We start from the raw sequence: 24,107 nt of genomic DNA, 5'->3' as shown, positions 1-24,107 counted from the left end.
AATCACTTCAGCCATGCATCAATGCCACGATATCCGTCAACAACAATACAGCCAAGACGACAGATATTGAAAGCGCCATCACCCCAATAATCAAGTGACTATATCTTGCGAGGAACTTGTGTTCGATGGCCGCTTCTGGTTGTTGGACAGGCACAGATAAACTCAGCTTATCACCAATCTTCGGCCCAAAGCGGTTGTAGGCATGCTCGTTGTAATTCATCAGCGCGCCACAGGTATAGCGCTGCCCTCGCCAAAAATATTCAATCACCGGATTAATAAACACTTGCTGATCCCTAAAGTGCTCAGGCTCGTCGCTATATCGAGTATTCTCGTGCAGCGAAATAACCGTCCCTTCAACCAGCTCATAAGCTAACAGTTGCTCTTGCCTAAATCTTAATATCCCACCAATCCCAATCAGCCCAAGCACCAAAGAAAACCAAGAGATTAACAGCAGTCCGCCAATATCCTCGAAGACAAATGCGCCAATAATCACAGCAGGAATGGATAGGATAAAAGCGAGAAACAACATTAATTTGTGCATTTAACACCAGAAAAAATAGAGCGAGAAACCATTAAGATTGAATTCTATTTTCCTGTTAATAATTTATAAAGGACTTATCAAGGAACACATACTTTTCGCCATTATTCTCCCAATAAGCGATTAAGCACAGTCATTCCAGTGACACGCTACAAGCACATCCCTGTGTGCTCGACGGCGGCATCCATGCCGCCAACGGTCACTTACATGCCAGTGCTTAATCTTGCCAATCCCCACAGTAATCTGAGACCTCTTAGAAACATATATTCTTTAAATTTAATAACGGGTGGCTTATTAACACAGTATTACTAAATCGTCTAAGGTGAGATTATGCGTATGCGCACGATACAAATGATAGGCAAATAGAGTAATTTGATCATGAATGACGTTTCTTTAGCTATTGCTAGAAATATGTTCCATTTACAAATCCATGAGGCAGATGGTCAAAGGTTTGAGGATCTTTTCTCAAAAATTATGGGATACAAAAACCGAGATTTTCAGCCTGTAAAGCCATACGGAAACATTGGTGACCGTAAAAATGATGGTTGGATACAAAGTGAAAATACCTACTTTCAGGTTTATGCACCTTCAAATATAGAAAAAAGCATCAACGATGCAGTAAATAAACTTGAAGCTGACCTAAATGGGTTACTGAAGCAATGGGATGAGTTATGCCCTGTTAAAAATTTTTACTTTGTATTAAACGACAAATACAAAGGTGCTCCTCCTCAGTTACAACAAAAAATGCTTTATCTAAAGTCAAAGTTTGGGTTGGAAAAAGCTAGTGTTTTAGTAGCTAAAGACCTTGAGTATGATCTTTTTGATTTACGCAATGACATGATTCTCTCTGTTGTTGGTCATTTGCCACATGTCAGTAACGAGGAGTATATGTTTGTTTCAGGTTTTACTTGCTTTATTACAGCATGGATAGACTTCGAAAAAGTTGGTCGTAAAAAACTACAACAACTAGCTACAAATTCGCGCTCTATGGGTGGGAAATTTCTAATAAGAGAACTTCATACATTAGGCTTTATAAGCACCAATAATGCTAGTTTTCTAGTTCAAATGGCTGATAAGCGAAATCGTTTAGTACATGGTGACACCTTAGAGATTCCTAAAAAATCAGACATTGATGACTTGGTAGCTATAACAGAACACTTATAGCCCAATAGATGGTACTAGCATTACTCTTTTGGGATTAACAGCGAACACCGAACCCACAGAAGTTCACCATCCCCTCGGAGTTGCCGCAGGGCGAATAGACAAATTGCGTGAGTCTCGCCATGGATGGCGAGCTAGCTTTCGCAGGTGCAAGGACGCATCCTTCGGAAGCGGTAGCAAATTTGGCTATGAGCACAAGGGGCTTTCAACTCCGTGAGGGGCGTCTTGGAGCATCCAAGGAGGATAGGACGAGCAGTCCTCCTTGGTCGGGTGTGGGGTGAAGCCCCACGACTTTGATTCACCTCGGCCGTTAGGCCGCAATATGTTTAATAAATTACATCTTTAAAACAAAGAATCCCCTAGAGCACCTTGAACATTATTCTGGATGAATTCAGAAAACATCAACTAAGTGCAACTAGTAGAAAAGTATAAATCCCCGAATTACGGGGATTTATAAACTATCAAAGACGACTAAAACTCACCGATTACACACACTTCTCATCCGATTTATCATCGGAAGACAGTGCTCGACTAATACTGCCGAAGATTGCGGTTAAAATCCCAATGCCCACGTCCATCTGCCGGGCATTGCTATCATCACCGCTGGCCTCGCGTTGACTCTGATTGCCAGCGGTGCCTCGTACAAAATCACAACTGGTATTGCTCATATTGCTGGAGGCACAACCACTTAAGCTCAGAATCAAACCGCCAATCACTAAACGTGAACTCACTAAGCGCAAACTCACTCTGCGTAACATCCCTATACGCGAAACAGACATATTAGTTCAGCACCTCTTCTAGGGCGCGCAAACAGAGCGCCACATTCTCACGACGGGCACCAAAGCCCATTAGACCGATACGCCACGCTTTACCCGCAAGTGCACCAAGGCCAGCACCGATTTCAAGGTTGTAATCCTTGAGCAGACGCGCGCGCACAGCGGCATCGTCAACACCTTCGGGGATATAAATGGCATTAAGCTGTGGCAAGCGTGAAGCTTCGGCAACCACAAATTTCAGGCCAAGTTTTTCAAGGCCTGCGCGCAGCACTAAATGCATGTCTTGATGACGCTTCCACGCATTTTCTAAACCTTCTTCGGCCAATAAACGCAGCGATTCGTGCAGGGCATAAAGCGCATTAACGGGCGCGGTGTGGTGATAACTGCGCTTACCGCCGGCACTGGTCCAATAGGCCATCACCAGACTTTGATCGAGGAACCAGCTCTGCACTGGCGTTTTACGGTTTTTAAGCTTTTCTACCGCAGCAGGCGAGAAAGACACGGGCGATAATCCCGGCACGCAGGAGAGACATTTCTGGCTGCCAGAATAAATAGCGTCAATTCCCCATTCATCGACTCTTAATTCCACACCGCCGAGGGATGTCACCGCATCGACAATCGATAAACAGCCGTATTGTTTTGCCAGCGCGCAAAGGGTTTTAGCATCGGACAATGCACCAGTCGAGGTTTCGGCGTGCACAAAGGCAAGGAATTTAGCATCGGGGTTGGCCTTAAGCGCCGCTTCAACCGCAGCAGGGTCGACCGGTGTGCCCCATTCATTATCCACAACCACGGCAATCGCACCGACGCGCTCGACGTTTTGGCGCATACGCTCACCAAACACGCCATTGCGGCACACAATCACCTTTTCGCCGGGTTCAACTAAGTTAACAAAGCAGGTTTCCATGCCTGCACTGCCGGGGGCAGACACCGCCATCGTCATTTCATTTTTGGTTTGAAACGCATATTGGATCAGGCTCTTAAGCTCATCCATCATGCCAACAAACAATGGGTCTAGGTGACCAACGGTCGGCCTTGCCTGCGCGGCTAATACTTCAGGATAAACATCCGATGGACCTGGCCCCATCAAAATGCGGCGAGGCGGATTAAAGGCAGAAAAATGCGGTGCAGGTAACATCATGTCTCCTTAATGCGTAGGGTCGAGGTCTGATTATTGTGTGACTAGAGCATTCACTCTTAACTTGTTAAACCAAACTACCACAAAAAGGGGCGCCTGTGCGCCCCTCCTTTAGCCTAAGTTGTAACCTAAAGCTAAGTGATTACAAAGGCAGGTTGTTTTTTCCTTTTCCAGCATTCAAAAACAGCTGATAAGCAGGGCTTTGGGTCTCTTCTTGATAGACAAATCCCAGCTCAGTTAAAAACTGCTGAAACGGCAAGGCATCGCCCTCGGGGACTTCAAAACCTGCCAGCACTCGGCCAAAGGCCGCGCCGTGATTACGGTAATGGAATAAACTGATATTCCACTTGCTCTGCAAGGTAGTTAAAAACTTCAGCAGCGCACCCGGATGCTCAGGAAACTCGAAGCTAAATAGGCGCTCCTCTAACGGCTCCGGTGGATGACCGCCGACCATATAACGCACATGTAATTTCGCGGTTTCATCAGCGGATAAGTCCTGCACCTCAAAGCCGTTATCTTCTAAGGTATTGATGATCTGCTCTAATTCGCCATGGCCTTTGGTCAAACGAATACCCGCAAATACCACTGCCATATCGCGACTGCTAAAGCGATAGTTAAATTCGGTCATCACCCGCTTTTCGAGCAACTCACAAAAACGCAGGAAGCTGCCGGGACGCTCGGGCACTTTAACCGCCAGCACAGCCTCTTTTTGCTCACCTAGCTCGCAACGCTCCGACACATATCGCAGGCTGTGGAAGTTCACATTCGCGCCACTTAAAATCGCCGCGACTTTTTCACCCTTACCACTCTCGCCTGCGGCATTGGTACTGACATATTTTTTAAGCCCAGCAAGGGATAAAGCGCCCGCAGGTTCGGCAATGGCGCGGGTATCCTCAAAAATATCTTTAACGGCAGCGCAGATTTCGTCGGACGTGACCGTCACCACTTCATCCACAAACAGCTTGGCTAAGCGGAATGGCTCAGTGCCGATACGTTTAACCGCAACACCATCGGCAAACAAACCAACTTGAGCCAGCGTGACAGGCTCGCCCGCCTCCATCGCCGCTTTTAAGCAGGCCGCATCCTCAGGCTCAACCCCAACGATTTTGACCTGTGGCATCACCGCCTTGTAATAGGCCGCAATCCCAGCAATTAAGCCACCGCCGCCTACGGGCACAAATACCACTTCGAGGTCGCGCTGCTGTTGCAACATTTCTTGGGCGATTGTGCCTTGGCCTGCGATAACGGCTTCGTCATCGAAGGGGGCGATATACACCCGACCTTCCTGCTGCGCCATTGCCATCGCAAAACCATTGGCTTGATCGAAGGCTTGGCCGTGCAACACCACATTGCCGCCTAAACGTCGCACCGCATCGACTTTAATATCCGGCGTAGTTTCGGGCATCACAATCACCGCATCCACACCACGACTGGCCGCCGACATGGCCACGCCTTGGGCATGGTTGCCCGCCGAGGCGCACACCACGCCGCGTTGACATTCGGCTTGGCTCAACTGGGCGATGCGGTTATAGGCGCCGCGCAGCTTGAAGGAATGCACTGGCTGCATATCCTCACGCTTTAAAAACACTTGGCAGCCTAAACGCGCCGAGAGTTTATTAAGGCTGGAGAGTGGTGTCACTTTCGCAACGTCATAAACCGACGACAGCAGGATTTTTTGCAGGTAGCTTTGCGCAAGCTGACTCTTTTCTAAGGCAGAAGTGGCCGGCTTCGACTGAGAGGCCTGCGCCTCAGCCTGCTCCGTTTGCGATGCTGCGAGAGATAACATATCAGTCCTCCAACTTACTGCGATCGCGCACCGCGCCCTTATCGGCACTGGTGGCAAGCATGGCGTAGGCTTTAAGCGCCATCGACACATAACGCTGACGCGAAAGCGGTTTCCACGCCATTGGCCCACGAGCGAGCATGGTTTCACGGCGCGCCGCTAACTCGGCATCACTCACCGCAAGCTTGATACTGCGCTTAGGAATATCGATTTCAATGCGATCGCCGTTTTCAATCAAAGCAATCGTGCCACCCGCCGCCGCCTCAGGCGACACATGGCCGATGGATAAACCAGATGTCCCACCAGAGAAGCGGCCGTCGGTGATCAGTGCACAGGCCTTGCCTAAGCCGCGGGATTTTAAGTAACTGGTGGGGTACAACATTTCTTGCATACCCGGGCCGCCTTTTGGCCCTTCGTAACGAATCACCACTACATCACCCGCCACCACTTCGCCACCTAAGATACCAGCGACTGCGTCATCTTGGCTTTCGTACACCCGAGCACTGCCAGTAAAGGTCAGGTTAGATTCATCCACACCAGCAGTTTTAACGATACAGCCATTGTCGGCCAGATTGCCCGATAACACGGCCAAACCGCCCTCTTGGCTGAAGGCAAATTCGCGGCTACGGATACAACCTTCACGCCTGTCATCGTCCAGCGATGGCCAGCGGCAGTCTTGGCTAAAGGCTTTCGTGGTGGGAATGCCCGCAGGTCCCGCCATAAAGAATTGTTTTACGTTGTCATCTTGGGTTTGCATCACATCGTACTTGGCGAGCACCGACTTGAGATTGCCGCCCGCATCGGCGGCAACGTGTGGCACATCGGTATGCAGCAATCCGGCGCGGTCGAGCTCACCCAAAATCCCCATCACGCCACCGGCGCGGTGCACGTCTTCCATATGGTATTTCGCGGTCGATGGGGCGACTTTACAAAGGTGCGGCACAAGACGCGACATACGGTCGATATCGTCCATCGTAAATGCCACTTCCGCCTCCTGCGCCGCCGCTAACAAGTGCAACACAGTATTAGACGAACCGCCCATGGCAATATCCAGCGCCATGGCGTTTTCAAAGGCTTTAAAGCTGGCGATATTGCGCGGCAGTGCCGAGGCATCATCTTGTTCGTAGTAACGTTTGGTCAGCGCCATCACGCGGCGGCCCGCTTCTAAAAACAGTTCGCGGCGGTCGCTATGGGTCGCGAGCATGGAGCCGTTGCCCGGCAGCGACAGGCCTAACGCTTCGGTTAAACAGTTCATCGAGTTAGCGGTAAACATGCCCGAACAGGAGCCACATGTAGGGCAAGCGCTACGTTCGATTTTAGCGCTATCTTCATCGCTTACACTCGAGTCGGCCGCGGCCACCATGGCATCGACTAAGTCGAGCTTAATAAGCTTGTCCGACAGCTTAGTTTTACCCGCTTCCATCGGCCCGCCCGACACAAATACCACAGGGATATTGAGGCGCAGCGCCGCCATCAACATGCCGGGGGTGATTTTGTCGCAGTTAGAGATACAAACCAGCGCATCGGCGCAGTGGGCATTGACCATATACTCGACGCTATCGGCGATAAGCTCCCGCGAAGGCAGACTGTAGAGCATGCCACCGTGGCCCATGGCGATACCATCATCGACGGCGATGGTGTTGAATTCCTTAGCAATGCCTCCCGCTTCTTCGATGGCGCTCGCCACCAAAGAGCCCATGTCTTTTAAGTGCACATGGCCGGGAACAAACTGAGTAAAGGAGTTGGCAATCGCAATAATCGGCTTACCAAAATCATTGTCTTTCACCCCTGTGGCGCGCCATAGCGCACGGGCACCCGCCATATTGCGGCCTTCGGTACTGGTTGCTGAACGTAACTTTGGCATTGACTCTATCCTTTATCTCAAATCGAAAATCGTGCCCTAAGGGCCTTGCTGCAGCGTTAATGCCCGCAGCCACTGGATGCTTATGCGTGTACTTTTTGCTGTTGCAAGTTTAGCGGTAACAAGACCTTGCATTGAGTGACATCAATCAATTTATTCAGTTGATTGCTGAGCAGCTCGATGGCTCGCTCGCTGTCCACTTCCATATCCAGCGACAGACTCGCATCGTCGTTCATCCGCATTTGCATTTGGGTGACCGTAAAACCACGGTGACGAGTCACACGTAGTACACGCTCTATCACTTCTGGGCGTTGTTGAACCGTTAATTCTAGGGAGTGGATCATGTTTGTTTCTCCATTTCGTCCATCATATCGCTGTTTGATGCGCCTGGGGGCACCAGTGGCCAAACGTTAAAAGCATCGTCGATTGCTACGTGTAACAAATAGGGTCCCTTAGCCGCTAACATTTCGGTTAAGGCCTCTTCCACTTCGTCGGAAGAGAAAATCGTGCGGCCGGGGATATCGAAGGCCGAGGCGAGTTGCACAAAATCGGGGTTGTCTGACAGATCGGTTTCGCTGTAGCGCTCTTCAAAGAATAGCTGTTGCCACTGTTTCACCATTCCCAGTTTTTGGTTGTCGATTAGTAGGATCTTCACCGGTAATTTGCGGCGCTTGATGGTGGTCAGCTCCTGCACGTTCATCATAAAAGAACCATCGCCAGACACTGTGACCACAGTTGCATCGGGACGAGCCACTTGGGCGCCGATGGCGGCGGGTAAACCAAAGCCCATAGTGCCTAAACCTGCGCTGGATAAATGATCTTCAGGGCGACGGAACCACATATGCTGGGCAACCCACATTTGATGTTGGCCCACATCGCAGCACACTACGCTGTCTTCGGGCAGTTTATTGGCTAAACGGCGCAGCATAGCGGGGGCATAGATTAAGCTGCCGGGATGTTGATAATCCCATTGATGTTTACGGGCAAGATGTTCAACCTCTGCCTGCCAAGGCGTGATGTTCAGTGCCATAGCAAGGGCGGGGAAAATCTGGCGTAAATCACCGGCGATGGCCACATCGGGCTGGCGCAATTTGCCTAGCTCGGCGGCGTCTATATCTAAATGGATGACTTTAGCCTTGTTGGCAAAGGTTGCTAAACGACCCGTGACCCTGTCATCGAAGCGCGCGCCAGCAACCACTAATAAGTCACAATCCTGCACCGCTAGGTTGGCCGCCTTTCCGCCATGCATACCTAACATGCCTAAATAACCTGGGGTGCCATGGGCAATACTGCCTAAGCCCTTTAACGTCGCGACCGATGGCATACCTGTGGCTTTGATAAATTCCCGCAGTTGATCGACCGCGCCAGCCATCCCCACGCCGCCACCCACGTACAACATAGGCTGCTTAGCTTCTGCTAACAGGGCGCGGGCCGCTTCAATCTCACTGGCGCTCGCCTGTGGCTCATTGGTCACCGCTAGCAAGGGAGTGCGATATTCCAGTTGCGCGATTTGGATATCCTTAGGGATATCCACCAGCACTGGGCCAGGGCGACCCGATGCTGCGATTTCAAAAGCTTGATACAGGGTCGGGATAAGATCGTTGACATCCGTCACCATAAAGCTGTGCTTAGTGCAGCTTAAGGACATGCCCAATACATCAATTTCTTGAAACGCATCTGTGCCAATCACGGCGGTTGAAACCTGACCCGTGATAGCGACAACAGGCACAGAATCCAATAGCGCATCGGCAAGCGAAGTGATTAAGTTTGTTGCACCAGGGCCTGAGGTCGCAAAGCACACGCCGGTTTTACCACTGGCTCTAGCGTAACCTACGGCGGCAAAGGCTGCGCCTTGTTCGTGGCGGCTTAAGAGATGTTCGACAGGGCTTCCATAGAGGGCATCGTAGATTGGCATAATGGCACCACCTGGGTAACCAAATACTGTGGTAACACCATGTGCTGCCAACACTTTTATGACTGCGTCTGCACCTCTAATCATCTGCCCTGGTTCCATACTTTCTCTCGCTACCTTAATCCTGAAATGCCGAAAATCGACTCGTAATTTGTGCTATTTCGAAACCTCATTTCCAAAACCTAGGGCCTGAAAACGAAGAACCCCCCGGTCCTTTCGGAGCGGGGGGTTCTTTCGAAACTTTTAACCTTTTAGGTCTACCAGTTTGCCATGCGCCGCCCCCGCTGTGATTTAATAATCACTACGGTAATAATCACGAGAATGAGCTTGGCAGCTTGGTTAAACATCAATATGGGTTCCTAATCGGTGTTCTGTATGTGTATCGCTGAAATTCTTATCGCTACTCACTTTTAAGCCTGAGCGATGCTTGCCTTGGGACCTTGCCCCGCCGCGAGTTATTAGCTTTACCATAAAGCGACAGCCAAACACAATAAAAATTTTCTTACGTCAAAAAAATTCAGCTTCCCTGCCGAGACAATGCAAAACAACAAAGTGAAACGTTAACAAACGCGCGTTAGTGAACCTTATCGCCAACTAACCCATGTCGGTTTTGCCCGCTCGACAACCTACGAAGCAGGAATAAATTTGCGTCGCCGAGCCCCACATCCTTAGGGGCTCGGCCTTTATCAATTAAGCTCCAACAATACTTTTCATATCAGTCATATAACCACGGAGTTCCGCACCGACATACTCAACTGAGGTGTGGCGAATCGCATCATTGATGGCGATTAACTGTAGGTTATCGACATTGTTAGAACTGTCCTTCAGGCCCGCACCTAAATACTCTGGCGACATGGCATTTACATAGTCACGCAGCAGTGGCACGGCAGCATGGTTGAACAGATAACAACCATATTCTGCGGTATCCGAGATCACCACGTTCATCTCGTACAGACGCTTACGGGCGATGGTGTTAGCGATCAGCGGCGTTTCGTGCAGTGATTCGTAATAGGCTGACTCTTCAACAATCCCTGCCGACACCATAGTATCGAAGGCTAATTCGACACCGGCTTTGATCATCGCAACCAGGAAAATCCCCTTGTCGAAATAGGTTTGCTCGTCGATATGCTCGCTCGAAACAGGCGCATTTTCGAAGCCCGTTTCGGCGGTTTCTGCGCGCCAACGCAGCAGGTTCGCATCATCGTTAGCCCAGTCTTGCATCATAGTGCGAGAGAACTCACCGCTGATGATGTCATCCATATGCTTTTCGAATAAAGGTTGCAGGATTTCTTTTAAATCTTCTGCAATTTCAAATGCTTTAATCTTGGCTGGATTAGACAGCCTGTCCATCATATTAGTGATACCGCCGTGCTTAAGCGCCTCGGTCACGGTTTCCCAACCTTGTTGGATTAACTTAGCGGCATAGCCAGGTTCAACACCATCGGCCACCATCTTGTCGTAACCTAAGATAGCGCCCGTCTGCAACATACCGCAGAGGATCGTTTGCTCGCCCATCAAGTCCGATTTCACTTCGGCGATAAAGGATGATTGCAACACGCCAGCGCGGTCACCACCAGTGGCACTCGCATAGGCCTTCGCAATATCTAAACCATCGCCGTTTGGATCGTTTTCTGGGTGCACTGCAATCAGTGTAGGAACACCAAAGCCACGCTTGTATTCTTCACGCACTTCGGTACCAGGGCACTTAGGCGCCACCATGATGACCGTGATATCGGGGCGGATCTGCATGCCTTCTTCAACGATATTAAAACCGTGGGAATAAGACAGAGTTGCGCCTTGTTTCATCAACGGCATCACGGCACTAACCACGTTAGAGTGCTGCTTATCGGGGGTTAAGTTCAGCACCAAATCCGCCGTTGGGATCAGCTCTTCAAAGGTGCCCACTTTAAAACCGTTGTCTGTGGCTTTTTGCCATGAGGCACGCTTTTGGGCAATGGCTTCTGGGCGCAGGGCGTAAGCAATATTCAGCCCCGAGTCACGCATGTTCAGACCTTGGTTAAGACCCTGAGCACCACAACCTAAAATAACAATATTCCAATCTTTGATGTAATTGCAGCCGTCACTGAATTCAGAACGATCCATAAAACGACATTGGCCAAGCTGCGCTAATTGTTGACGTAAATTCAGAGAGTTAAAATAGTTAGCCATCTGAGATACCACCTTTCAGTCGGGAATTTGGGACTCAACCAATATCAACTTTTTGTTAATGACTGGTTGTGATTGAAATCACTATAACCTATGGCTATCGTTGCTTAAAATGATATATTCGAAACTTCACATTGCGTTTTATGCAATGTCATTTTCAATATCCTTGCTAAGCAGCCAATAGGACGAGGTTATGGACATACGCACCCTCAGATTGTACCTGCACTTATGTGACAGTTTGCACTTCGCCAAGACGGCGGAGCAGATGCATGTAAGCCCTTCGACCTTAAGCCGCGCCTTGCAACGGCTCGAAGAAGAAGTGAACGCAAAGCTGTTTGAACGGGATAACCGTAGCGTGACCTTAACCCATGCGGGGCGCGAGTTTAAATTGTTCGCCGAGCAGACGCTGCACCATTGGCGCAACCTGCGACACAGCATTGATCTTAAGCAGGACGTGCTGCGTGGCACCTTAAATCTCTATTGCTCGGTGACCGCCGCCTACAGCCATTTGCCGCAATTATTGGAGCGTTTTCGTCAGGAACATCCCTTTGTCGAAATTGCCCTCACCACGGGGGATGCCGCCAATGCGCTGGCTGAAATACAACAAAATCGCGCCGATATTGCCATTGCCGCGCTGCCGGATCCCTTTCCTACCACACTGCATTTTGCCAAGATTGATGATGTGCCCTTGTCATTAATAGCGCCGACCATGCGCTGTGCGGTGCAGCAACAGATAAACCAAGCTCAGATAGACTGGTCGCGGGTGCCCTTTATCATTCCCGACCACGGACCGGGGCGGCGCAGAGCCGACAATTGGTTTAAACAGATGGGGATTAGTCCGAATATTTATGCTCAGGTGTCAGGACAGGAAGCCATTGCGTCCATGGTGGCACTCGGCTGCGGTGTGAGCATTAGCCCTGAGGTGGTAATTAATAACAGTCCAGTACGGGATCGTATTCAGTTGTTACCTTCGCCTGTCAAAATTGCCCCCTTTGAGCTGGGCTGCTGCTGTAAGGTCAAACGCTTGGACGACCCGATAGTGAATGCCTTTTTAGAGGCGATTTAAATTTAGTGGCGATATAAAAAAACGGGACTGAGTCCCGTTTTTTATGGTGTTGATAAGATTAGGTATCTGGCGACTGTAATTTATCGTTGGCTTCAATACGCGTCACTAACAGCTGGTCAACCTTGTAGGCGTCGATATCAACCACTTCAAACTTATAACCGGCATAGTTAACAAAGTCGGTACGCTTGGGGATCTTGCGCAGCATGTACATCATAAAACCGGCAATGGTTTCGTAGTTTTGGCTATGGGGGAACTCTTCAATATCGAAGGCACGCATCACGTCGGTAATCGGCGTCACCCCATCTACTAACCAAGAGTTGCCATCACGGGCAATAATTTGCTCTTCGCTCTCATGCAACGACCAAGCGCCCATCACAGCACGTTGCAGATCGTTAGTGGTGACAATCCCGACAACGAGGGCGTATTCATTCATCACCACCGCGAAATCGGCGCGGCTATTTTTGAAGTATTCCATCGCCTCAGACAAACTTAAGGTGTCAGGGATAATCAGCGAGGTGTGCACAAGACTGTTGTCTTTTAAGGTAATTTTTTCACCGTTAATCACACGGATCAGCAGCTCTTTGGCATCCACAAACCCTTTGACCATATCCAATTGGCCGTCGCAGACTAAAAACTTAGTATGGGGATCTTCAGCAATCTTACGCTTGATATCCTCCTCGCTGTCTTGCAGCAAGAAATACACTAAGCTCTCGCGGGCCGTCATGGCGGACGTTACTGAAACGGTTTGCATTTCAAACACATTTTCAATCATTTGCTGCTCGCCCTTGTCGAGCACCCCAGCTTCTGCCCCCGCGTTCATGACAGCATAAATATCGTCTGGGGTAATTTCATCGTTACGCACGGTCGGGATTTGCAGCAACTTGAAGATACCGCTTGCCATACCATTGAAAAACCAAACTAACGGGCGAAGTACTGCGATACAGAAACTCATAGGGCCAACGACAACCAAGGCGACAGACTCAGGCATCGCCATCGCAATTCGCTTTGGCATTAAATCGGCCACCAAGATAAAAGCACTGGTCACCACAAAGAAGGACAGGAAAAAGCTCACTTGACCTAACCAAGGATCGCTCATCCACGCACTTAAAAACTGATAGAAGTAAGGACGAAATGCCGATTCACCTACAATACCGCCCATGATGGCAACGGCATTCAGGCCTATCTGCACCACAGTAAAAAAACTACCGGGTTGTGCTTGAAGTTGCAGCACTTTTTCAGCACGACTATCGCCTTCCTCAGCCAACTGACGTAAACGGATTTTGCGTGATGCAGCCAAGGAGATTTCTGACATAGAAAAGAAACAACTTGCGGCAATTAAGCCCAATATTATCATCACGTTATCAAAGAGACTCATGTAACACCTTTTGTTTCACACTTAACTTACTTGCACCAACCCGCGCAGTGATTTTCACGTGTTAGTCGAATGTTGCCCTGATACAGGGCAGAAATGCATAGCTAAAGAGCCAGTGCTGCCAATAACCCTTTGCTACACTTTTAAAAATTGCCATTTAGTTTAAAAAAGTATGATGCGTTTATTATATCCGCTAATTGTCTTCGTATGCGTGATTCTGCTCTCGCCTATCGCCCACGGCGCTGAAGAGCTTTCCTCATTTAAGTTACGCTTTTGTGTCGAAGAGACTGAATATCCACCATTTAATTACTTTCTTCGGCAGAATGGCGTTAAGACTTCCACGCTTAGCGGCTATGATATTGACCTGCTAGAACGCACCTTTAAACCTATTGGAATTGCGTACGAAGTGCTGGCGTTGCCCTGGATTCGTTGCTTAAAAGACGTCCAGAATGGCAGCATAGATGCCGCGATGAGCGCATCGCTCAATCGACAAAGGGCGACAGATTATATCCCATCTATTGCCTATTATTACCTCACTCCCAGTTATTTTTATTTAAAAGCTGAATTCGAGACTCCATTTCGCATCGATGATATTAATCAGTTAGCAGATTTAGGGACTGTTTGCGGTATTAATGGATTCAACTATCAAAACTTTGGTTGGCGTAAAGAAACCCCTATTAGCGAAATTCGTAGCCTACAGCATTTGCCAGAAATGTTGCTTAAACGCAGATGCAAATTCTTTTTAGCACGCAAGGAAATTTTAGCGGGAACACTCGCATTAGCCCAGGCGGGAGAACTCCCTAAGACGCTCGCATCTCAGGTATCACCCAATTCGGGCAAAGAGCCGTTCCATATGTTGATATCGAGACACTCAAACTATAAAGACATGATTGCTAAAGAGTTTAATAGAAAAGTACAAGAGATGCAGGCTAACCACCAACTTGAAGATCTCTACCAACACCACCTTCAACAACTTACTCACGGGGGCGATAAGGGCAGTGATTCGCCTTAGGACCAATTTGTGGATGATTGCGGCAAGTCTCGGGGCGTTGATGGTAAATAGTGCAACGACGGGTTTTGCTGTCTAAATATAAACAGTCATCATTGGCCATCCTGGCGAGGGTAAATATCGCCGTTTTATGATTGAAGTTATCGATAATGCGCGCTTTTTGCAGACGTTTGGCGATGGCTTTGAGATCACCCTCGGCTTCAAACTCATCCACTAAGCTCATACGAACTAGGTCACTAACAGTAACCTCGACGGGGAGCGTACAGCAGGTAGCATGGCAGGTATCACACAGGCCTTTGCGGTATTTTTGCCAAGTGGACAAATCATCAATATTAAAAATCGATACCGCACTCGCCGTATTTTTGCCCCGTTTTGACACGCTATAACCCACAGATAAACACTTGAGGGCGGCATTATAACAGGCCAAAAATAGAAATAAATCGTTGTAGATGATCGACCAAAACTCACCAAGTATAGGCTAACTCAGTACTTAACCTGAACTCGGGATAACGAGTGTCGGAGAAATCTAAATTTAATAAACCAAATCAATGCTATAAAGATTTTTTGAAAAGAAGAATCTTTTTTCTGACTGAATGCGCAGATTTTTGTGCATATCAAGGCGCTCTGTCGTATGCCATAGCGAGCTATGGTGAGACAAAGCAACGCAGAGAGGCCCGAAAAGATGCCTATTCAGCGGCTCTACTTATCCCGAGCTCAGGTTACTTAGCCGCTTGTTTAGAGCTTTCAATCACCACGGTATTTCGCCCACGCTCCTTCGCACGGTAAAGACAAATATCAGCACGGCGTAGCAGGCCAGATATCGTCATACCATTGAATGCATCCTTTGCCACATAAACCCCTCCTATGCTCAAGGTAATTTTACCCTTAGGCGAGCCCATATGCGGAATATTCAATTCGGCAACCTGATAACAAAGCTGGTTCGCCATCGCTTCTAATTGGATAGAAGTGACTTGTTCCACGATAATGGCAAACTCCTCACCACCAATACGCGCAATAAGTGCATTGGCTGGCAGTATCTCACATTGTTTTAAGTTTTGAGCCACTCGTCGAAGTACAACATCCCCTTCGATATGGCCATAGGTATCGTTGTAGCTCTTGAAGTAGTCGATATCCAACATCAGTAAGCCGATAGCGTTGTCGTGCTGTAGTAACGTTTCAAGGGTTTGGGTAAATGGGCGTCTATTACTCAGTCCAGTTAATTCATCTGTTTCGGCCATCACTAACAATTGCGAATTTACTGATACTAGGGCTTGCTGCAAATTCAGCATCTGTCGCTCTTTTTCTTCACGCAACATTAATTCATTTAATGCGATCGCAAACTGAGTCAACATAACCTTCTTTTGCGGCGTCCAATTGAGTGGCCGTGAAGTCATTGAGAGTGACAATAAACCAACGATTTCATCAGCATTTTTAATCGCAAATGCTGCAATTGAACAAATGCCAATACCTCGAATCAACTCATATTCAACAGGTGACAAAAGCCTCAAAGCATCAACATCTTCAATGATTAGTGTCGACTCTTGCTCAAACTTTTGCGTGAGTAAGGCAACATTGTCCTCTGAAACGCTATGGATTTCATCTCTAATAGGCTCGCAAGACCATATGCTGCGGTATTTAACTTGTCGCTGTTGGAATTCGACGATACTGACTCTTTCAACATCAAACTGCTGACCAATTTTCTGGCAGGCATTAGCAAGCGTTTCGTCTATTTTCAGTATGTCGACCTTTAAAAAAGCTAATGATATTTCAGCTAAAAGTTGACTCGCTTGTGATTGCCAGTTGAGCTCTCGAGTTCGCTCATCGACTAAACGCGACAATTGGCTCTGCTGTTGTTGCAATGCCCGTTGTTGGCGCTTGTTGATGGCTAAATCATTGCGTATACGCTGATACATGGCCTGTAGAGAGTGCGCTACATGGCCAATCTCGTCAGGGCTTTTCACCACACTGTCGGGAACGGTTAGCTTAGGTAAGGCATTTAAATTGATCTGATTAGCAAATCGCTCCAGCGCTGATAAACGATTAGTGACCAAGAGGCGCACCAAGGTCAGGATCAGGTAAATCATCAGCAGAGTTTTTAAGCCATTACCTAACACGATAAAAATGAGTTGCTGCCATAGCTCGTAGTAAAGCTTGTCAGTGTCAAGCCCGACAGTCAGCACGCCTATTTGCTGCTCTTGGTACATAATTGGATACGTAAATAGCGTTTGTCGACGCTCATTACTGTGAATCGACGGCCCCAGCTGCATTGCCACCCCGTCGGTGCTTTCGAGATTCACACTCGCCACCATAGGCATCATACCTAGGCCAGAAAGCAAATCAGATAAGAGTCCGTGGTCCACGTCCCAGAGCGACTTAGCAATACTAGGCAAGATAGATTCTGAATACTCACGGATATCCGCAGTCGTCTTATCTATGCTCTCCTGATAGTTCCATATTAACTGCACAAGCATAGTCAACACGGCAAAAAACGAACTTACGCCGATAATCGTCAGCGTCATTCTGTGGCTAATTGAATGATTTCGGTGCTTCATGAATACCTGTTCTTTATTATTGTTTTGGTAACTTCTCTAAAATCTGACTCTTAAAAATCCCAGACCAATCCCTCGCGACTAACATCTGATAAAAAGCGGAATCAGGGTTCAGTACACTAAACAGTTTGATATTTTGATAGGGAAAATCACCGTGACTATTTTGATAATATTGCAGTTGCACCAATGCTAATGCCCCAGCCAAAAAATGACCGCCCCCCAATGCAGTGATGCTACCTTCTTGGCAAAGCTTAAGTATCTCTGGGGAGGTATTAACGGAACTCACAAGTACATCTCGTCCCGCTTCGAGCCCTTTTTCCCGTAAGGCCTTTACAACACCTACAGCCATGTTATCACTCGCAGTCCAAATCAAATTTAAATCAGGGTAGCGAGTCAGTAGCGTTAATGTCTGTCCATATGCAATATCCTCACTCCACTGCCCATATACAGTTTGAGTGACAGTTACATTAGGCTGCATAAAAAAGTAATCATTAGCGCCTTGAGTACGCTGCACCGATGCGGGAGTTGACTTATCGCCCGAAATTAATAAAACCTTAGCTTTTTTAGTTTCTAAACGACCGAGTAAGGTCTTAGCAGTCTCAGCACCAATCGCATAATTATCAGGAATAATTGCAGGTAATAAATAGGTTTTCCAATGCGGATCTTTTAATAAGGATTCACGTTCTGATAATGAAATATCATTTAAAATCAATTGCACATATACAGGATGCTTATACAGCATCTGCAACATTTTAATCGCGGATTGCTTCTCATTCACCAAAATAATATGTGTTGGGAAAGAAGTATTTGATTTTAATAAAGAGTCTAACTGAGTAATCATTTTAAAATGATTACGATCTGAGTGAATAATATCTAAAGAGATATCGAGCTTAGACGCAGCAAATTCCATTAATTTGTCCACATCGCCCCAAAAACTATCAACTTCAGACCCAGGGTTGAAAAAAACCACATTCATTTTAGCCCACGCAGGAGCTACGGAACATAACAGGCCTATCAATAAAAAACTTAAGCACCAAAGACGCAAAGGCGAATACTCCTCGGCTATGTTTCCCCCCATTGTGTTCCGTCACAGAGGTCACTTTATTATTGTCAATTTACAACTTTGCTACCTCACAATTACCATAATTTCCCAATGGTAACCAACAGTTCGATTAAACCACAAAATAACAAAAAGTGTACTTTATAATAAAGAATATTTATTTTTGCCTCATTTTAAAGCCATAAATTACAGAATATTCATTTTAATATGAATAAGATAACTAAAATTTTGGAAGTCCATTTTTTTATTTGCTCCTTACTCATTCCTAAATTCAATACGCTAAAACATAACCACAAAGTGATAGTCTTGCCTAAGATTGCCTTACGCTTATTCTCTGTTAGTATATGTATAAATTCACAGTGATTGAGTGCTAACAACTTGCAGCAATTGGATCTTGTTCCGATCACCGACCTCAAAGGCGTCGCCAAAAGAGTCGCGGAAAAACTCGCCAAGCTCGGCATTACAACAGTACAAGATCTGCTGTTTCACTTACCCCTGCGCTATGAAGACCGCACGCAAATCTATTCCATTGCCGCGCTGATGCCCGGCAATTACGGCACTATTGAAGCCGAAATTCAGTCGACGCAAATCATTCAAGGCCGCAAACGCATGCTGGTTTGCAATGTGCGGGATAATACTGGCAGCATGAGCCTGCGCTTTTTTAACTTTTCAATGGCGCAACGTAACGCGATGCAAAATGGTATGATTATCCGCGCCTATGGCGAAATTCGTCGTGGTAATCATCAAGCAGAAATCGTCCATCCCGAGTACAAAATTGTCTATCCCGGTGAAGATATTCATTTAAGCGATACCCTTACGCCGATTTATCCGACGACAGAAGGGCTCAAACAGGCGAGTTGGATTAAGCTCACCGAGCAAGCACTCGAATTATTAGAAGACGGCGGTTTGACCGAGTTATTACCCGCCCATTTGCAGCCCAACAGCATGAGCTTGAAACAAGCACTGCAAACCCTGCATCGCCCCCACGCGGGGATATCGCAATTTGACTTAGAGCTCGGCCAGCATCCGGCGCAGCAACGACTGGTGCAGGAAGAACTGCTCGCCCATAACCTCAGCATGCTCCGCCTCAGGCAACGCAGTAATCTCGACGCTGCCGTCACCATGCACGCCAGCGGCCAGCTATTGAATCCCTTTATCGCCTCATTACCCTTTAAGCCCACGGGTGCGCAGCAACGAGTTGTCGCCGAGATAGGTAAAGATTTAGCGCAGGCGCACCCCATGATGCGCTTAGTTCAAGGTGATGTCGGCTCGGGTAAAACCTTGGTCGCCGCCCTCGCCGCATTGCAAGCCATAGAAAATGGTTATCAAGTCGCCATGATGGCGCCCACCGAATTACTCGCCGAGCAGCATGCGGCTAACTTTGCCGCCTGGTTTGAACCCCTCGGGTTAAAAGTCGGTTGGCTGGCGGGTAAGCTTAAAGGCAAGGCACGGGCGCAATCCTTAGCCGATATTGAATCTGGCGCGGCACAAATGGTAATAGGCACCCATGCCATCTTCCAACAGCAGGTGACCTTCAATAAGTTGGCTTTAATCATTATCGATGAACAGCACAGGTTTGGGGTTCATCAACGGATGGGACTCAGGGAAAAAGGCATCAACCAAGGTTTTCATCCTCACCAGTTGATTATGACAGCAACCCCAATCCCGCGAACCTTAGCCATGACGGCCTACGCCGATTTGGATACCTCGATTATTGATGAGTTGCCCCCCGGTCGCACGCCCGTTACCACAGTTGCCATCCCCGATTCGCGCCGCAATGAAGTGCTGGAACGCGTCCGCAACAGTGTGGTCACGGATAAGCGCCAAGCCTATTGGGTCTGTACTCTGATTGAAGAATCCGAAGTTCTCGAGTGCCAAGCCGCGGAAGATACCGCCGAAGAATTGCGCCAAGCGCTGCCGGAGCTGACGATAGGTTTAGTCCACGGCCGGATGAAAAGCGCTGAAAAACAAAAAATTATGGCCGACTTCAAGGCAGGAACCATTCATCTCTTGGTGGCAACCACAGTGATTGAAGTCGGCGTTGATGTCCCCAACTCCAGCTTGATGATTATCGAAAACCCCGAACGACTGGGCCTTGCACAGTTGCACCAGCTGCGGGGCCGTGTAGGGCGCGGTGCCGTGGCGAGCCATTGTGTGTTACTCTACAAGGCGCCATTGAGCCAAACCGCAAGCCAACGGTTAAATGTGCTCAGGCAAAGTAATGATGGTTTTGTGATCGCACAGAAAGACTTAGAGATCCGTGGGCCGGGCGAAGTACTGGGTACAAAACAAACGGGACTGGCCGAGCTGAAAATCGCCGACCTTGTTCGGGATCAGGCGCTTATCCCACATATCCAAAAACTGGCGAGCCATGTGATGTCACAGGCGCCAGAGTCGGTCGATGCCATTATTCATCGTTGGCTTGGACACAGGCAGCAATACGTTCAGGCCTAAACCTTAAGCTAACCCCTTCAAGGTAAAATAAATTAAGCCTGTTCAGCTCACCGCTATGGACAAGCGCGTGGAAACTTGCACAATGAAGCTGCCACCGACAACTCGTTGGCACTTGCACTTTAAATGTTAGCTGCATGTATTCACCCCGTTACCTTGACACTTAAGCGAAGGATGTAAAATGCAAGTTAATCAAGATGATAGAATTACACCTCAAGAAACCTCCTCAAGCAGTAATCGCTTTGCTTTAATTGCGATTGTGCTCGTCGTCCTGCTCTCTGCCGGAGGTTATTATTACTACACCAAAGATGACTCACCCAAGCTCATCCCCAATGCGCCGATAGTGCTACCTGAGCCGCCTTCATCTGAACCTATGACGCTCGAAACCGGTACTGAGCCCGAAACCGCGCCAGTGGAAAATGAAATCCCAGCGGCTACTACGACTGAAACCGAAACCGCCATTACGCCAACGGAACCTGAAACGCCAGTTGAAACCGTCCCGAGTCTGCCTGAGAGCGATGCCTTTGTGCATCAAAAAGCGCTGGCAATGATTAATAACAATGTGATTGGTTCATCCTTAGTGAACCAAGATCTAGCCCGTCAGTTTGTGGTGTTTGTGGACAACCTAGCCCAAGGTGAATTAACCCGTAAGGTCAGCCCAGTAAAAGGCCCCGAAAAGCTATTTACTGTGTCTGAAATCACTAATAAAGTGTATTTAAATCCAGAGAGTTACCACAGATACGATGCCTACGCGACCGTGATTGCTAACATGGATGAGCAAGCCTTAATGCACACCTACAAACAGCTTACACCTCTGTTTGACGAGGCCTTTGCCGAACTTGGTTATAGTAACGCCAAGTTCAATGACAGAATGCTGCAAGCCATTAAGATCATGCTCGCCGCTCCTATCATCGAAGAACCCATTGAGCTGAGTTCAATCAGCGTAAACTACCGCTTTGTGGATCCTAATTTAGAAGCCTTACCAAGCGCGCAAAAATTACTTGTCCGCATGGGTCCTGAAAACACCCGTAAAGTGAAAGCAGCGCTGCGTAAATTGGAAAACCAACTCGCGCAGTAATAAACCAAACGGGTATTTAAAAGGCGCCTTGAGCGCCTTTTTTACATCCCTGACCCATCCCAAATAATACTTGGAGGCTTGTTCAACTCAGATTCAGTCAAACACTTTATTATCAGCCAGCCCAGACACAACAGCTGAGACAAATGTTGTCGATAGGTGATAAATTCAAATTTGGTTGCATTTTATTAACCACCAGAATGCAAATGGCTTCATAAAAACTAAGGACTTAGTGTAGAATGTGCCATTCAATAACTGGGGGAATTGTGTTCGTAAATCCAACGAGCGAACAGCGATAAGCTAATCAATTCATTAGTATTTTCGCTTAGTTAGGGATAACTAAGACAGCTTTAAATCGTGTCGAGGCAAAGTAGTGCAACTCACATTCAGCATCCTCTCTTGGGGCGCATGGGCACCCAAATTTCCACAGCGTGATGACTGGCAAATCTGGTGCAAGCACTCGGCTGACACAAGCAAAGATGACTTCGAGGGAATTTCCCCTGCACTTCCCCAAGTACCCGCTATGCAGCGCAGACGTTTTAGTCGTTTAACCAAGATGATGCTGGATGTTAGCTTCCAGTGTCAGGCCGCACCTAACTGTCGCTCGGTATTTGCTTCTCGCCACGGCGAGCTGCACCGCACCATTGGCCTGCTCGAAGATATTATTGAAAAACAACCGCTTTCTCCCTTAGGTTTTAGTCAGTCGGTGCATAACACTGGCAGTGGTATTTTTGGCATTTTAACCAATAACACCGCCCCTTCGACCTCTATTGCCGCGGGCACTGAAACCCTTTCCCAAGCCATGGTGGAAGCTTTTGCCCAACTGCACCAATCGCCTGAGCCACTGTTATTGGTGTTTGGCGATGATCCCGTCCCGCCGGTCTATGATGAATTTACTCAAGAGTTTGAGCTGCCCTTAGCCCTGGGGTTTACCCTTGCCCCTGCCGATGATGCTGCAACTGTTACTCTCACACTGAGCCAACTGACACCCGAACAGCAACAGCAGGCCACGCCGCTATCCTATGGCATGTTGCTCCATGCGCTGGCAACCTCACAGGATATTGCCGGCTGCTTGTCACACTGGCACTGGAACCTAGTGCATGCCTAACCCAGTCCCACATAATGCCGAATGTAATGCCGCCTATACGCTGCCTGAAAAACGCCGCGCGGGAATTCACTATATCCCCCGTTGGCTCGGCGGCGTCAGTTGCTACATTGCCTTTGGTTTAGGTGGACTATTAAGTTCGTTAACCATATTGCCGTTACTGCGTTTTTGGCCGGGTACACCCGAGGCTAGGATTATCCGCGTACAAAAAGCCGTGCATTTTATGTTTAAGGGCTTTGTCGCCATGCTTACGTGGGCAGGGGTTATCAAAGTTAGCACCCATAATGCCGAGCTGCTCCGAAATGCTAAGGGCGTAATAGTCATTGCCAATCACCCGAGTCTGGTCGATGTGGTGGTGTTAATCAGCTTGATGCCCAATGCAGGTTGTATCGTCAAACAAGGCCTTTGGCGTAATCCGTTTTTACGTGGTGTGGTGTCCTGCGCCGGTTATATCCCCAATCGCGGCGCCGAGTTGATGCTCGAAGATTGCCGTGAAGTGCTCGCAAGAGGCACTAATTTAATTATTTTCCCAGAAGGTACGCGCACAGTATTTGGCTCAATAATCAATGAGTTTGCCCGGGGCGCCGCCAATATTGCCATTCGTACTCAAGCCGATATTTTACCCGTGGTATTACGCACTAATGTGCGTGGTTTGACAAAGGAGCAGCCTTGGTATGAGATCCCAAGGCAAACCATGGGAATGGCCGTCGAAATCGGCAACACAATTTCTCACCAAGCCTATCAAGCCTCTTTAGGTGAGCATGCGAAAATGGCCCGACAATTAACTCGGGACCTTGAACAATATTATCAACAACAACTCGAAAACAATTATGACTTTACACAACGAAATTAAACAGTTAATTATCGACTGCCTCGACCTTGAAGATGTCAGTATTGATGATATAGAAACCGATGCACCGCTATTTGGTGAAGGACTCGGACTCGATTCTATCGACGCGCTCGAGCTGGGTTTAGCCATCAAGAAAAAATTTGATGTCAAAATCGAAGCCAACTCGGATAGCACTAAAGCACATTTTTACAGTGTCGCCAGCCTAGCTAAATTTATTGAATCACAGCGCCCATAG

The 24,107-nt window shown here is 48.0% G+C and carries 20 protein-coding genes; 8 read left to right on the top strand and 12 right to left on the bottom strand.

All coding sequences use genetic code 11. The features are described 5' to 3' along the window. Positions 1-7 precede the first annotated feature (7 nt). Positions 8-529, bottom strand: a complete 522-nt coding sequence (locus EYR25_RS12145) for a hypothetical protein (protein WP_165953494.1) — start codon at positions 527-529, stop codon at positions 8-10. Positions 530-916: 387 nt separating this feature from the next. On the opposite strand from EYR25_RS12145, the gene EYR25_RS12140 reads away from it, so the two are divergent. Then, a complete protein-coding gene (locus EYR25_RS12140) occupies positions 917-1,702 on the top strand; it encodes a hypothetical protein (protein WP_023266079.1) in 786 nt (261 codons plus the stop codon). A 482-nt stretch (positions 1,703-2,184) separates the two neighbouring features. Here EYR25_RS12140 and EYR25_RS12135 read toward each other — a convergent pair whose 3' ends face one another. The 7 genes from EYR25_RS12135 to ilvC form a co-directional block, all read right to left on the bottom strand. Next, a complete protein-coding gene (locus EYR25_RS12135; RefSeq protein ID WP_133180364.1) occupies positions 2,185-2,478 on the bottom strand; it encodes a hypothetical protein in 294 nt (97 codons plus the stop codon). 1 nt (position 2,479) lies between these two features. Next, positions 2,480-3,613, bottom strand: a complete 1,134-nt coding sequence (locus EYR25_RS12130; protein WP_133180362.1) for a pyridoxal-phosphate-dependent aminotransferase family protein — start codon at positions 3,611-3,613, stop codon at positions 2,480-2,482. 142 nt (positions 3,614-3,755) lie between these two features. Beyond that, a complete protein-coding gene (ilvA, locus tag EYR25_RS12125) occupies positions 3,756-5,399 on the bottom strand; it encodes a threonine ammonia-lyase, biosynthetic (protein WP_133180360.1) in 1,644 nt (547 codons plus the stop codon). A 1-nt stretch (position 5,400) separates the two neighbouring features. Continuing rightward, positions 5,401-7,260 carry a dihydroxy-acid dehydratase gene (gene ilvD, locus EYR25_RS12120; RefSeq protein WP_133180357.1) on the bottom strand — a complete coding sequence of 620 codons (1,860 nt, stop codon included), beginning with the start codon at positions 7,258-7,260 and terminating at the stop codon, positions 5,401-5,403. 80 nt (positions 7,261-7,340) lie between these two features. Beyond that, entirely contained in the window at positions 7,341-7,601 is a 261-nt protein-coding gene (ilvM, locus tag EYR25_RS12115; protein WP_011621169.1) for an acetolactate synthase 2 small subunit, read from the bottom strand. Next, on the bottom strand, positions 7,598-9,271 hold the full coding sequence (gene ilvG / locus EYR25_RS12110; protein WP_023266084.1) for an acetolactate synthase 2 catalytic subunit: 1,674 nt from the start codon (positions 9,269-9,271) through the stop codon (positions 7,598-7,600). Before ilvG ends, ilvM begins: the two co-directional genes overlap by 4 nt. A gap of 588 nt (positions 9,272-9,859) precedes the next feature. Beyond that, positions 9,860-11,338, bottom strand: coding sequence for a ketol-acid reductoisomerase (gene ilvC / locus EYR25_RS12100; protein ID WP_133180355.1), 1,479 nt, complete (start codon positions 11,336-11,338; stop codon positions 9,860-9,862). A gap of 190 nt (positions 11,339-11,528) precedes the next feature. On the opposite strand from ilvC, the gene ilvY reads away from it, so the two are divergent. Then, positions 11,529-12,401 (top strand): HTH-type transcriptional activator IlvY, encoded by an 873-nt coding sequence (ilvY, locus tag EYR25_RS12095; RefSeq protein WP_133180353.1) that lies wholly within the window; start codon positions 11,529-11,531, stop codon positions 12,399-12,401. Positions 12,402-12,459: 58 nt separating this feature from the next. Here the strand turns inward: ilvY and paeA are convergent, their stop codons facing one another. Next, complete coding sequence (paeA, locus tag EYR25_RS12090) at positions 12,460-13,776, bottom strand: polyamine export protein PaeA (protein WP_023266087.1); 1,317 nt, start codon at positions 13,774-13,776, stop codon at positions 12,460-12,462. A 169-nt stretch (positions 13,777-13,945) separates the two neighbouring features. On the opposite strand from paeA, the gene EYR25_RS12085 reads away from it, so the two are divergent. Beyond that, positions 13,946-14,785, top strand: a complete 840-nt coding sequence (locus tag EYR25_RS12085; RefSeq protein ID WP_133180351.1) for a substrate-binding periplasmic protein — start codon at positions 13,946-13,948, stop codon at positions 14,783-14,785. Here the strand turns inward: EYR25_RS12085 and EYR25_RS12080 are convergent. The 3 genes from EYR25_RS12080 to EYR25_RS12070 form a co-directional block, all read right to left on the bottom strand. Next, positions 14,748-15,161, bottom strand: a complete 414-nt coding sequence (locus EYR25_RS12080; RefSeq protein WP_023266089.1) for a YkgJ family cysteine cluster protein — start codon at positions 15,159-15,161, stop codon at positions 14,748-14,750. The two genes, EYR25_RS12085 and EYR25_RS12080, sit on opposite strands and share 38 nt — an antisense overlap. A gap of 340 nt (positions 15,162-15,501) precedes the next feature. Next, complete coding sequence (locus tag EYR25_RS12075; protein WP_243729879.1) at positions 15,502-17,334, bottom strand: sensor domain-containing diguanylate cyclase; 1,833 nt, start codon at positions 17,332-17,334, stop codon at positions 15,502-15,504. A 16-nt stretch (positions 17,335-17,350) separates the two neighbouring features. After that, positions 17,351-18,376: an ABC transporter substrate-binding protein gene (locus EYR25_RS12070; protein ID WP_425057225.1), complete on the bottom strand. Its 1,026-nt coding sequence runs from the start codon at positions 18,374-18,376 to the stop codon at positions 17,351-17,353. Between the two features lie 393 nt (positions 18,377-18,769). Here EYR25_RS12070 and recG point away from each other — a divergent pair, with 393 nt between their 5' ends. From recG to EYR25_RS12045, 5 genes are all read left to right on the top strand, one after another. Further along, the gene (gene recG, locus EYR25_RS12065; RefSeq protein WP_133180346.1) at positions 18,770-20,845 is read left to right on the top strand and encodes an ATP-dependent DNA helicase RecG; all 2,076 of its coding nucleotides are present in this window, start codon (positions 18,770-18,772) and stop codon (positions 20,843-20,845) included. A 178-nt stretch (positions 20,846-21,023) separates the two neighbouring features. After that, positions 21,024-21,920 carry a DUF3014 domain-containing protein gene (locus EYR25_RS12060; RefSeq protein ID WP_133180344.1) on the top strand — a complete coding sequence of 299 codons (897 nt, stop codon included), beginning with the start codon at positions 21,024-21,026 and terminating at the stop codon, positions 21,918-21,920. A 370-nt stretch (positions 21,921-22,290) separates the two neighbouring features. After that, on the top strand, positions 22,291-23,025 hold the full coding sequence (locus EYR25_RS12055; RefSeq protein ID WP_133180342.1) for a beta-ketoacyl synthase chain length factor: 735 nt from the start codon (positions 22,291-22,293) through the stop codon (positions 23,023-23,025). Next, the gene (locus EYR25_RS12050) at positions 23,018-23,875 is read left to right on the top strand and encodes a lysophospholipid acyltransferase family protein (RefSeq protein WP_133180340.1); all 858 of its coding nucleotides are present in this window, start codon (positions 23,018-23,020) and stop codon (positions 23,873-23,875) included. Before EYR25_RS12055 ends, EYR25_RS12050 begins: the two co-directional genes overlap by 8 nt. Next, positions 23,853-24,107, top strand: a complete 255-nt coding sequence (locus EYR25_RS12045; protein ID WP_023266096.1) for a phosphopantetheine-binding protein — start codon at positions 23,853-23,855, stop codon at positions 24,105-24,107. Before EYR25_RS12050 ends, EYR25_RS12045 begins: the two co-directional genes overlap by 23 nt.

The sequence above is a fragment of the Shewanella decolorationis genome, assembly GCF_004354305.1.
Lineage (GTDB): Bacteria > Pseudomonadota > Gammaproteobacteria > Enterobacterales > Shewanellaceae > Shewanella > Shewanella decolorationis.
The sequence above is the reverse complement of the archived record's forward strand: the minus strand, read 5'-3'. Positions and strand labels throughout refer to the sequence as shown.

What these genes read in the sequence shown, in the direction of transcription:
- EYR25_RS12130 (WP_133180362.1), bottom strand. Translation starts at nt 3,613, where the DNA reads ATGTTACCTGCACCGCATTTTTCTGCCTTTAATCCGCCTCGCCGCATT.
- EYR25_RS12145 (WP_165953494.1), bottom strand. Translation starts at nt 529, where the DNA reads ATGTTGTTTCTCGCTTTTATCCTATCCATTCCTGCTGTGATTATTGGC.
- ilvC (WP_133180355.1), bottom strand. Translation starts at nt 11,338, where the DNA reads ATGGCTAACTATTTTAACTCTCTGAATTTACGTCAACAATTAGCGCAG.
- ilvA (WP_133180360.1), bottom strand. Translation starts at nt 5,399, where the DNA reads ATGTTATCTCTCGCAGCATCGCAAACGGAGCAGGCTGAGGCGCAGGCC.
- EYR25_RS12060 (WP_133180344.1), top strand. Translation starts at nt 21,024, where the DNA reads ATGCAAGTTAATCAAGATGATAGAATTACACCTCAAGAAACCTCCTCA.
- ilvM (WP_011621169.1), bottom strand. Translation starts at nt 7,601, where the DNA reads ATGATCCACTCCCTAGAATTAACGGTTCAACAACGCCCAGAAGTGATA.
- EYR25_RS12075 (WP_243729879.1), bottom strand. Translation starts at nt 17,334, where the DNA reads ATGAAGCACCGAAATCATTCAATTAGCCACAGAATGACGCTGACGATT.
- paeA (WP_023266087.1), bottom strand. Translation starts at nt 13,776, where the DNA reads ATGAGTCTCTTTGATAACGTGATGATAATATTGGGCTTAATTGCCGCA.
- ilvG (WP_023266084.1), bottom strand. Translation starts at nt 9,271, where the DNA reads ATGGAACCAGGGCAGATGATTAGAGGTGCAGACGCAGTCATAAAAGTG.
- EYR25_RS12045 (WP_023266096.1), top strand. Translation starts at nt 23,853, where the DNA reads ATGACTTTACACAACGAAATTAAACAGTTAATTATCGACTGCCTCGAC.
- EYR25_RS12135 (WP_133180364.1), bottom strand. Translation starts at nt 2,478, where the DNA reads ATGTCTGTTTCGCGTATAGGGATGTTACGCAGAGTGAGTTTGCGCTTA.
- ilvY (WP_133180353.1), top strand. Translation starts at nt 11,529, where the DNA reads ATGGACATACGCACCCTCAGATTGTACCTGCACTTATGTGACAGTTTG.
- EYR25_RS12050 (WP_133180340.1), top strand. Translation starts at nt 23,018, where the DNA reads ATGCCTAACCCAGTCCCACATAATGCCGAATGTAATGCCGCCTATACG.
- ilvD (WP_133180357.1), bottom strand. Translation starts at nt 7,260, where the DNA reads ATGCCAAAGTTACGTTCAGCAACCAGTACCGAAGGCCGCAATATGGCG.
- EYR25_RS12085 (WP_133180351.1), top strand. Translation starts at nt 13,946, where the DNA reads ATGATGCGTTTATTATATCCGCTAATTGTCTTCGTATGCGTGATTCTG.
- EYR25_RS12140 (WP_023266079.1), top strand. Translation starts at nt 917, where the DNA reads ATGAATGACGTTTCTTTAGCTATTGCTAGAAATATGTTCCATTTACAA.